The sequence below is a fragment of the Devosia sp. genome (assembly GCF_028290645.1).
Lineage (GTDB): Bacteria > Pseudomonadota > Alphaproteobacteria > Rhizobiales > Devosiaceae > Devosia_A.
In genome coordinates this window covers 1-10,039 of the sequence record NZ_JAQGJL010000229.1, presented here as the reverse complement: position 1 = coordinate 10,039, position 10,039 = coordinate 1, and the positions used below count along the sequence as shown (strand labels likewise).

Below are 10,039 nucleotides of genomic sequence, written 5' to 3'. Positions count from 1 at the left end.
TCACCGGGTGCGCATATTCCGGCATCACCCTGAACTCGAGGTCAGCGATCTCGCCGCGATCGCCGCGGATCACCACGCGATGCGAGTGCACTGGCGAGCGGTACTGCACGTCGGTGAAGTCGAATAGCCCGAGCCGGTCGCCGAAATCGAACTCGCCCAGCGTCTGCGTCGTCTCGGCAAAGCGCTCGCTCTCCGGCCAGCCGGCACGGCTCGGCCCCTGCAACGCCCGCGACGTCCAAACCTTGCCGCAGATGGTCGCATCCTCGAACCCGATGCCAAGAAATTTCCGGATCAGGCTCGTGCCGTGATAGCCGTGCGCCGTCGAAACGCGCGCAAAATCCACCCGCCCCAGCGCCCCGTTGGCGATCAACTGCAGCCGCGCCGCATGCAGCGGCTGGAACAGGTACTGCTCCGCGATGTGGAGCCGCAGCCCCTGCTCCACCAGCCGCCAGATGGCGATCATGGTCTCGACATCGAGCGCCGCCGGCGTTTCGCAGAGCACCGCAAGGCCAAGGCGGTGCAGCTCGGTGAGTATGGAGAGATGCGCGTCGGGCTTCACCGATAGGACGACGAAATCCGGTTGGAGATTCGCCAGTTCCGCATATGTCGCGAACGCCGGCGCGCCCCATTTCGCCCCGAACGCCTCGGCCTTGGCGTGGTCGCGCTGGACCACGCCGACGAGCTTGAACCGATCCGGCAGCTCACGCGCGATCCGCGTGAAGAACTCGGCGCGCCAGCCGCCACCGATCATGCCGAAGCGGATGGGCGCCATCAGGCGTGGAGCCCGTATTCGCGGTGCTCGAGCGCCTTCATCACGCCGCGCAGTTCGGCGAGGCCCTTGAGCCGGCCGATGGTCGGGTAGCCCGGCTGCGCCCGACGGCCGAGGTCGTCGAGGATGTCCTGCCCGTGGTCGGGCCGCATCGGGATCTGCGCGTCCTCCCGGCCCTCCCGCTTGCGGCGCGCCTCTTCCTTGAGGACAGCGGCGATCAGCGCCACCATATCGGTATCCCCCCCGAGGTGCTCGGCCTCGAAGAACGAGCCGGCAATGGCGGTGCCGTCGCGCTTGACGTTGCGGAGGTGAAGGAAATGCACCTTCGGTCCGAACTCCTCCATGATCGCCGGCAGGTCGTTGTCCGGTCGCGCCCCGAACGAGCCGGAGCAGAGCGTCATGCCGTTGGCCGGGCTGTCGACGGTGTCGAGCACCTGCCGGTAGTCCGCGGCGGTGGACATGATGCGCGGCAGGCCGAGCAGCGAGAACGGTGGATCGTCGGGGTGGCAGCAGAGGCGGACCCCGACTTCCTCGGCCACCGGGACGACCTCGGACAGGAAGTCGAGGAAGTGCTCGCGCAGCTGGTCGGCCGAGATGTGGCCGTATTCGGCAAGATGCGCGCGGACGTCGTCGAGCGTCATGCTCTCGGTCGAGCCTGGGAGCCCCATGGTGACATTGCGGGCGAGCTGCCGCTGGGCCGACTCATCGAGCCCGGCAAAGCGGCGCGCCGCCTCTTCCACCACCTCGGGCGAGAAGTCTTCGCTGGCGCCCGGGCGCTGGAGGATATGGATGTCGAAGGCGGCGAAATCGTTGATGTCGAATCGCATGCAGGTGCCGCCATGGGCAACCTGGTAGCGCAGGTCCGTGCGGGTCCAGTCGAGCACCGGCATGAAATTGTAGCAGACGACGCGGAGGCCGGCCGCGGCAACGTGGCGGAGGCTCTGCTTGTAGTTGGCGACGTGCTCGCGCCAGTCGCCCTTCTGCTTCTTGATGTCCTCGGAAACCGGCAGGCTCTCGATCACGTCCCAAGCGATGCCCGAGGGCGCGCCGTCGGTCCTGACGCTGACCTGCTGCTGGCGCTTGCCGATCTCCTCGGCGCTCCAGACGACCCCGTTCGGCACATGGTGCAGCGCGGTGACCACGCCTTCCGCGCCGGCCTGCACGATGTCGTCGATACTTGCCAGGTCGGCTGGACCGAACCAGCGCCAAGTCTGCCTCATTTGGGCTCCTCCGCGCTTCCAACAGCGCCGGCCGGTGCTAGTATGGCACCATCGGGGGAGTCAACATGACCATTGAACTGGAGCTGGCGAAACAGCCAAATACGGCTGGCGTTCGCCAGACGACGATGAGCCTGCGCGTCTATGACGCTGTACGAGGCGCCATCGTCCAGTTGCAGCTCCGGCCCGGCCATTCGTTGTCGGAAGCGGAGCTGGCCCGCCAGATGGGCGTATCGCGCCAGCCGGTCCGCGAGGCCTTCATCAAGCTGGCCGAGACCGGGCTGGTCGAAGTGCGGCCGCAGCGCGGCACCTTCGTCAAGCTGATCTCCATCCGCGAGGTGAGAAACTCGCATTTCATCCGCGAGGCGATCGAACTGGCCGTCGTCCGGAAAGCCGCCGCCGCCGTCACGCCGGAAGGGGTCGCGGAACTGCGCTACCTCCTCGAGGTGCAGCAGGTAGCGCTGTCGGGCAGCCTCGCCGAGTTCATGCGTCTCGACGACGAGTTCCACTCCGCCATTGCCAAGCATGCCGGCGTCGAACACGCCTGGAGGCATGTGGTGAGCCTCAAGGCCCAGCTCGACCGCGTCCGCTTCCTCGGCTTCCCCGACGCCACGCCCCGGCCGCAGGTCGTGGCGCAGCACACCGCGATCGTCGACGCCCTGGAGCGGCATGACGCCGACGCCGCATCCGCCATGATGTGCAGGCACCTCAACGAGATCGTACCCTCCCTGCCGCGACTGGCGGAGGACCATCCGGACCTGTTTGCGGACGACTGACAGGCCAGCGGGGGTCAACGCGCACCGGCCTCGGCAACTAACCCATCGCCGCTTCCAGCAAACTCCGGTAGTCCGCTGCCGTCGCGTGGTGCGGGTTGGTGGCGTGGCTGTGGTCGGCGAGCGCGCGCTCGACCACCCAGTTGAAATGATCCTCGCGGACGCCCAGGACGCGCAGGCCCGCCGGGATGCCAAGACGTTGGTTGAGCGCCTCGAGCTCTCGCGCCACATTGGTGGCGGGCGGCAAGCCCATCGCCTCCCTGAGCCGGCTCAGCTTGTCGCCGATTTCGGGCGCGTTGAGGCGGAGCACAGGCGGCATCAGGATGGCGTTGAGGGTGCCGTGATGGAGCGAAACGTCCTTGAGCCCACCCAGCGCATGGCTGAGCGCGTGCACGGCCCCGAGCCCCTTCTGGAAGGCGAGCCCGCCCATCAGCGCGCCCATCATCATTTCGGCGCGCGCCGGGGCGTTCCGGCCCTCGCGCCACGCGGTCTCGATATTGCGCCAGATGCGCCCTGCCCCGTCGAGCGCAATGGCCTCGGCCGGCGGGTTGAAGCGCGGCGAGCACAGCGTCTCGATGCAATGGCTGAGCGCGTCGAGCCCGGTGGCGGCGGTCAACCCGGCCGGCAGGCCGTAGGTCAGCACCGGATCGCAGATGGCCCGCTTCGGGATCAGGTGCGGGGAGATGAAGCCGAGCTTGCGGCCATCCTCGAGCGTCAGCAGCGCGGCGCGCCCGACCTCGGCGCCGGTGCCGGCGGTAGTCGGGATCGCGATCAGCGGCGCCACCCCCGCCCCGATGCGGTCGAGGCCGCCATAGATCAAGGCATACTGCTCGAGCGGGCCGGGATGGGTCGCAAGCAGCGCCACGCCCTTTGCAAGATCGATCGGCGAGCCGCCGCCGATGGCGACAATGCCGTCGCAGCCCTCGGCGCGATATTGCTCGAGCGCGGCCAGTACAGCGCCTTCGGTGGGGTTGGGGGGCGTTTCGAGGAACACCGGCGTTCCGGCGGGCAAATGCTCCAGCGCCTCGGCCACCAGCCCGGCGGCGAGCACCCCGTGGTCGGCAACCAGCAGCGGCCGCTCGAGCCCGAATTCCTCGACCGTTTCCGCCAGCGTGCCGAGCGCCCCCGCGCCAAACTCGATGCTCGTGAGATAATTGATGCGCGCCATGCTCTATCCGTTCGCCAGTTCGATCAGTATCTCCGCATGGCAGGGCGTCCCGGCCTTGCACCAGCAGGCGAGATTATGCCCCCCGAGTTGGTCGCGGATAAGGTTTCGCGCCGGCGGCTCGCCCGGCGACAGGGCCGGATCGATCGTGCCGCGCAGCCACTGCCCGCAGAGGTCCACGGCTTTCGCCTGCGCCGCCGCCGGATCCAGCCCGTAGCGCTTCCCCACCTCGTCGATGCTGAACGGATTGCCCCACTTTCCCGGCCGCGTGACGAGCTTCGCCGGCAGGCCGTTCAGCGCCCGCGACGTCTCCTGCAGGTTGAAGCCGGCCTTGCGCGAGAGCTGCAGGCGTTGCGGGCGGGGCATCAGCGCAGGTCCTTGTCGTAAACGAATTTCGGCATCTCGAGCTTGAAGACGATGGCGAGGACCCGGAGGGTGAAACCGACGACAATGGTGCCGACGATCACCACGTCGTGCGGCAGGCCGGCAGACTGGCCGAGATAGTAGAGGACGCCGGAAACGATGGCGACTGTGGCGTAGAGCTCGGACGAGAACACCAGCGGGATGTCATTGCAGAGCACATCACGGAGGATCCCGCCGACGATGCCGGTGACCAGCCCGGCGACGATGACGATGATCGGCTGCTGGCCCATCTCCATCGCGATACTGCATCCGATGATGGTAAAGACCACCAGCCCGAGCGCATCGAGCAGCAGGAAGGGCCAGCGCAGCGCCGCCATGTAGCGGGCGAGCGCGATCGGGACGAACGCCGCGGCGCAGCAGAGGACGAGGAGATAGGGGTTCTCCACCCAGATCAGCGGATAGTGCCCGAGCAGCAGGTCGCGGGCCGTGCCGCCGCCGAGCGCCGTGACCGAGGCGAGGACGCAGACGCCGAACCAATCCATCTTGCGGCGCCCGGCGGCGAGCGCCGCCGTCATCGCCTCGGCCGCGACGGCGATGTAGAAAATGACCTGCAGCAGCATGGCGTCCCCCCGGGATTCCGTCGGAGGACTAGAGCGACTCAGCAGCCGCTTGCCAAGCCGCCATTGGTCTGGTCAGGCGCCTCCCTCCCCCTTGAGGGGAGGGAATGAGGGAGGGGGTGGCGCGGTGGATAACCGATAGACCCCCACCCCTCCCCTCAAGGGGGAGGGGTGCGCTAGCTCACCGTCGACTGGATGGCGATGATCTTCACTTCGAAGCTGGCGCAGGCGTCATCCTTGCAGATGCCATTGAGCCAGACCTGGCCGTCGCCGAGCATGATGCCCTTGTAGTTGACGAACAGGTCCTGCCACTGCTGACCAGTGATGGCGTCCCTGATCTCGTCGGTCATGACCCCGTCGTAGTGCTCGACGAACTGCTCTTCATCCGCGATGACCATCGCCTCCCCATCGGCGGTGACATTGATCGGATACGCCACCCACGCGGCGAACGCCTCCCGATGCTCGTCCACGACCGCCTGCTGGATGGCATCGAACGCCGCATGGTACGCCGCCGGATCCCCCAGATTGGTCTCGATCGCCGCATCCACTTCGGCATCGGACTGAGCCATCGCGGGCAGCGCGCCGAGCGCGGCGATGAGGGTAAGTGTGGCAAGCAGCTTCAACATCTGGCAACTCCAGTCAGGAACGGGTGGTCCGCGAGGCCACGGATAGCGCAGACTAGGGCCTGTCGGACAGTGGGGGATGAGGCAATGCGCAAGCCGCAGAGCATGAAGGCGCTTGAAGATCTGGGGCGGGTGCGGCTCAGCGAGAACTTCTTCATGCGCGACTTCCTCCACTCGGAGATCGCGAGCTTCTACGGCATTCCCAACATCCCGGACGACCCCGATCTCGCCATCGCCGCCGGCCGGCGGCTTTGCGAGGAGGCGCTGGAGCCGCTGATGGCGCGGTTCGGACGCATCTCCATCCGGTCGGCCTTCCGCTCGGTCGAGGTGAACCGGTTCGGCAACGAGCACGACCTCAACTGCGGGCGGAACGAAGCGAACTTCGCCGGACACATCTGGGACCGACGGGACGCCCGGGGCGGCATGGGCGCGACGGCCTGCGTCATCGTCCACGCGCTGATCCCGTACTACGAGGCGACCGGCCGCTGGGAGGCGCTGGCCTGGTGGATCCACGACCACCTTCCCTACGACGATCTCGAATTCTTCCCCAAATTCGCCGCGGTCAACATCAACTGGCGCGAGTTCCGGCGCGGCCGGATCTACTCGTTCATTCCCCCGCGGCGGGGCGTCCTGACCAAGCCGGGGATGGCGAATTTCGAGGGACGGCACGAGGCGGAATATGCGGAGTGGCTGGCGGGGATTTGAAGCGCCGAAGTGACGCGATGGAGTCGCCCCAACTCGGTGTGGGCGGAAGGGCGCTTCCATGGGGAACACCTGCTTCCGTCTATGGTGACAACCCTTGCATCACCCTTTACCCCTTAACCCCTCACCGGAATCCACCTCATGACCACGCACCGCTTCGTCCCCACCGAATGGCACAATGTCCTCGGCACGCTCCCCCCTGCCCTGACCGTCGCGTCGGGCGACACCGTCATCACCGATACGCTCGATGCGAGCGGGCATGACAAGGACGGGGTGCAGCGGCGGCCGGGGCCGAATCCGATGAACGGGCCGATCTTCATCGAGGGCGCCGCACCGGGCGACGCGCTGAAGGTGGAGATCGTGCGCATGACGCCGAACCGGGCGACCGGCTGGACCCGCTCGTCGCTGGCCGGCAACGTGGTCGATCCCGAGTCCGTGCGGGAGCTGCCGTCGCGCGACGCGGCCAACTGGGCGATCGATCGGCAGGCCGGCACGGCGCAGCTGAACCCACCGGTAAAGGGGCTCGAGCATTTCGTCCTGCCGCTCGAGCCGATGATCGGCTGCTTCGGCGTCGCGCCCGGGCTCGGCCAGGCCTTCTCGACCGCCACCAGCGCCGAGAACGGTGGCAACATGGATTATCGCGGCTTCGGGCCCGGGGCGACCGTGTGGTTCCCGATCGCCGTCGAAGGCGCGCTATTCTTCCTCGGCGATTGCCACGCGGTGCAGGGCGACGGCGAGATCGTCGGCACCGGCATCGAGACGAGCTACGAGGTCGAGGTGCGGCTGACGCTCGAGAAGGCGCGCAACCTCGTGTGGCCGCGCGGCGAGAACGCCGAGGACATCTTCTCGGTCGGCAACGCCCGCCCGCTCGATCAGGCGCTGCAGCACGCCACCACCGACATGCTGAACTGGCTGACCACCGACTACGGATTGTCCAAGACCGCCGCGAGCCACCTGATGGGACAGGTGGTGCGCTACGATGTCGGCAATGTCTACGACCCGGCCTACACGATGGTCTGCCGCATCGCGAAGAAATGGCTGCCGGGGCGGTAGCCGCACTACCCGGCACAGGAAGGCGGCGAGAGTTGCAGCAAGCTTTGGTCGAGACCGACGGCAATGTCTCCATCATCGTGGCGACCGTCGCCCTGCTGCACGCTGAGGACCGCAGCAGCGCCGAACTGGCAGGACTCCTCGGTGTCTTGCCACCCATCGACTGGCCGCCGGAATATAACGGCCCGGAGACGCGGCAATGGATGCGCGGCCTGCTTGAGGCCCATCCGGAGGAACCGGGCTTCGGCACCTGGTACATCATCGGCAATGGCCGGCTGGCAGGCACCGCCGGCTACAAGGGCCCGCCCGACGAAAAGGGCGAGGTCGAGATTGGCTACTCGGTCGTCGAGGCCGATCGGATGAAAGGCTACGCTTCGGGCGCCGTGCGGCTCCTGGTGCAGCGGGCCTTTCGCGATCCGCGGGTGACTGCGGTGCTGGCGGAGACGCTGCCCCTGCTGGTCGGCTCGCAGGCGGTGCTGACGAAATGCGGTTTTACGCAAGTCCGCCGCCGGACCGACCCCGAGGATGGCGAAATCCTCTGCTACGCCATCCGGCGACCGTAGGTACGTGCCGACCCCGTTGAACAGGCCGGGGCGGGGGAAAGGCCCCCTCACCCGGCGCTGCGCGCCGACCTCTCCCCCAAGGGAGAGGTGCCGGGCGGCGTGATCGAGCCACAACGCCACCTCTCCTTTGGAGGAGAGGTCGGTCCGAAGGACCGGGTGAGGAGGCCTTCGCCTCAGCCGATCGTCTTCCCGTCCTTGCCAAACAGATAGGCCCTCCCCGGCTGGATGCTGAGGCTGAGCGCCTGGTCGACGGCGACCGAATGGTCCGGCGGCAGGCTGATGGTGAGCAGCGTTTCATCAGCGAGCGCCGCGTAGGCGTAGGAGATCGAGCCCAGGTTCTCGACGGTACGCACCGTGACCTTGAGCGGGCCGTCTGCGGCGACGTGGAGGTGCTCCGGGCGGACGCCGACCGTTTCGGCGCCCTTGAGGTCGAGCCCGCTCACCTCTGCCGCCGGGATGAAGTTCATCTTCGGCGAGCCGATGAAGCCGGCGACGAACCGGTTGGCGGGCTTGTGGTAGAGCTCCAGCGGCGTGCCCACCTGCTCGATGACGCCGAGGCGGAGCACGACGATCACGTCGGCCAGCGTCATCGCCTCGACCTGGTCGTGCGTCACGTAGATGAAAGTGGCGCCGAGGCGGCGGCGCAGTTGCGCGATCTGCAGCCGCATCTCGACCCGAAGTTCCGCATCGAGGTTGCTTAGCGGTTCGTCAAACAGGAACACTTTCGGATCGCGCACGATGGCGCGGCCGATGGCGACGCGCTGGCGCTGGCCGCCAGAGAGCGCGGCGGGCTTGCGCTCGAGATACTCGGTGAGGCGGAGCAGCTCTCCGACTTCCTTCACCTTCCTGTCGATCACCGCCCTCTCGGTCTTCGCCACGGAGAGCGGGAAGGCGATGTTTTCGGCGACGCTCATCTGCGGGTAGAGCGCGTAGGACTGGAACACCATGGCGACGTCGCGATCGACCGGGGCGTCATCGGAGATGTCGCGGCCGTCGAGCTCGATGGTGCCGGTCTCCTTCTCCTCGAGGCCGGCAATGGTCCTGAGCAGCGTGGACTTGCCGCAGCCCGAAGGGCCGACGAACACCACGAACTGGTTGTCGTCGATATCGAGATCGATCCCGTGCAGCACCCGCACCTTGCCGTAGGCCTTGTTGAGGTTGCGGATCTTGATGGCGGCCATTGGCTTGTTATTCCTTGAGCCCGCCCTGCGTCAGGCCGGCAATGAACTGCCGCGACGCGAGGAGGAAGGCGACGATGGTGGGGATCAGCATGATGAGGATGCCGGCGAACATCAGGTGCCACTGCACATCGAACTGCAGCCGGAACTGGCTGATGCCGAGCGTGATCGGGTAGTTCGCCTCCGAGCGGAGGAAGATCAGCGGAAGAAAATACTCGTTCCAGGCGGAAACGAAGGTGAGCAGCGCCACGGTGGCCAGCGCCGGCCGGACCAGGGGCAGCACCACGCGCCAGTAGATCTCGAACGGCAGCGCCCCATCCATGCGGGCCGCCTCCTCGAGTTCGGCCGGCACCGAGCGGAGGAACGCGGTGAGGATGAACACCGCAACGGGCATGGTTGCTGCCGACTGGACGAGGACGACGCCCCAGATGTTGTCGAGCAGGCCGAGCGTCTTCACGATGACGAACAGTGGGGCCATGGCGAGGCGGATCGGGATGACGACTCCGAGCAGGAAGCAGGCAAACACGAAGTTCGAGCCCTTGAACGGCAGGCGCACCAGCACGAACGCCGTGGTCGAGGCACAGAACACCACGATGACGACGCTCGAAATCGAGATGATCGCCGAGTTGAGGAAATAGGCCTGGAAATTGGCCCCCACCCACGCCTCGTAATAGTTGTCGAAGCTCCAGACCGAAGGCAGTGAGAACGGCGCCTTGTAAACCTCGCCGAGGTTCGGCTTCAGCGAGTTGAGCACCGCGATGCCGATCGGAAACAGCACCACCGCCGTCCAGGCGAGGAGGATGAACTGGACGACAAGTTGCTCCAGGGGTTTCAGGCGGAAGAGCTTATCCATGGTGGTACCCTCGGGCTCCCCTCCCCCTTGAGGGGAGGGGCCGGGGGTGGGGGTCCATCAGTGGCTCACGACACCACCCCCACTCTGACTTCCCTCAAGAGGGATGAAAGCCAGTTCCACACTCCGGTGAGCGCCTCAAGCAACCCCCGGCTACAACCCGCCCATG

The 10,039-nt window shown here is 66.9% G+C and carries 12 protein-coding genes; 4 read left to right on the top strand and 8 right to left on the bottom strand.

All coding sequences use genetic code 11. The features are described 5' to 3' along the window. Both JWQ89_RS12960 and uxuA read right to left on the bottom strand, forming a co-directional pair. On the bottom strand, positions 1-772 hold a 772-nt coding region (locus JWQ89_RS12960), incomplete at its 3' end, for a Gfo/Idh/MocA family oxidoreductase (RefSeq protein ID WP_299641660.1). Then, complete coding sequence (gene uxuA, locus JWQ89_RS12955) at positions 772-1,989, bottom strand: mannonate dehydratase (RefSeq protein ID WP_299641658.1); 1,218 nt, start codon at positions 1,987-1,989, stop codon at positions 772-774. The genes uxuA and JWQ89_RS12960, both read right to left, overlap by 1 nt. 65 nt (positions 1,990-2,054) lie before the next feature. On the opposite strand from uxuA, the gene JWQ89_RS12950 reads away from it, so the two are divergent. Continuing rightward, the gene (locus tag JWQ89_RS12950; RefSeq protein ID WP_299641656.1) at positions 2,055-2,762 is read left to right on the top strand and encodes a GntR family transcriptional regulator; all 708 of its coding nucleotides are present in this window, start codon (positions 2,055-2,057) and stop codon (positions 2,760-2,762) included. A gap of 37 nt (positions 2,763-2,799) precedes the next feature. Here the strand turns inward: JWQ89_RS12950 and JWQ89_RS12945 are convergent, their stop codons facing one another. The 4 genes from JWQ89_RS12945 to JWQ89_RS12930 all read right to left on the bottom strand — a co-directional run bounded on the left by JWQ89_RS12945 (position 2,800) and on the right by JWQ89_RS12930 (position 5,530). Next, entirely contained in the window at positions 2,800-3,927 is a 1,128-nt protein-coding gene (locus tag JWQ89_RS12945) for an iron-containing alcohol dehydrogenase (protein WP_299641654.1), read from the bottom strand. A 3-nt stretch (positions 3,928-3,930) separates the two neighbouring features. Then, a complete protein-coding gene (locus JWQ89_RS12940; RefSeq protein WP_299641653.1) occupies positions 3,931-4,290 on the bottom strand; it encodes a DUF4326 domain-containing protein in 360 nt (119 codons plus the stop codon). Further along, positions 4,290-4,907 (bottom strand): trimeric intracellular cation channel family protein, encoded by a 618-nt coding sequence (locus tag JWQ89_RS12935; protein ID WP_299641651.1) that lies wholly within the window; start codon positions 4,905-4,907, stop codon positions 4,290-4,292. The genes JWQ89_RS12940 and JWQ89_RS12935 overlap by 1 nt, the downstream gene beginning before the upstream one ends. 173 nt (positions 4,908-5,080) lie before the next feature. Continuing rightward, complete coding sequence (locus JWQ89_RS12930; protein WP_299641649.1) at positions 5,081-5,530, bottom strand: hypothetical protein; 450 nt, start codon at positions 5,528-5,530, stop codon at positions 5,081-5,083. An 84-nt stretch (positions 5,531-5,614) separates the two neighbouring features. On the opposite strand from JWQ89_RS12930, the gene JWQ89_RS12925 reads away from it, so the two are divergent. The 3 genes from JWQ89_RS12925 (at position 5,615) to JWQ89_RS12915 (ending at position 7,842) form a co-directional block, all read left to right on the top strand. Then, positions 5,615-6,232, top strand: coding sequence for a hypothetical protein (locus JWQ89_RS12925; protein WP_299641648.1), 618 nt, complete (start codon positions 5,615-5,617; stop codon positions 6,230-6,232). A 138-nt stretch (positions 6,233-6,370) separates the two neighbouring features. Beyond that, the gene (locus JWQ89_RS12920; RefSeq protein WP_299641646.1) at positions 6,371-7,282 is read left to right on the top strand and encodes an acetamidase/formamidase family protein; all 912 of its coding nucleotides are present in this window, start codon (positions 6,371-6,373) and stop codon (positions 7,280-7,282) included. Between the two features lie 32 nt (positions 7,283-7,314). Beyond that, a complete protein-coding gene (locus JWQ89_RS12915) occupies positions 7,315-7,842 on the top strand; it encodes a GNAT family N-acetyltransferase (protein WP_299641644.1) in 528 nt (175 codons plus the stop codon). A 173-nt stretch (positions 7,843-8,015) separates the two neighbouring features. Here JWQ89_RS12915 and JWQ89_RS12910 read toward each other — a convergent pair whose 3' ends face one another. Both JWQ89_RS12910 and JWQ89_RS12905 read right to left on the bottom strand, forming a co-directional pair. Continuing rightward, positions 8,016-9,023, bottom strand: a complete 1,008-nt coding sequence (locus tag JWQ89_RS12910; protein WP_299641642.1) for an ABC transporter ATP-binding protein — start codon at positions 9,021-9,023, stop codon at positions 8,016-8,018. Positions 9,024-9,030: 7 nt separating this feature from the next. Continuing rightward, entirely contained in the window at positions 9,031-9,873 is an 843-nt protein-coding gene (locus JWQ89_RS12905; protein ID WP_299641640.1) for a carbohydrate ABC transporter permease, read from the bottom strand. Between the last annotated feature and the right edge of the window lie 166 nt (positions 9,874-10,039).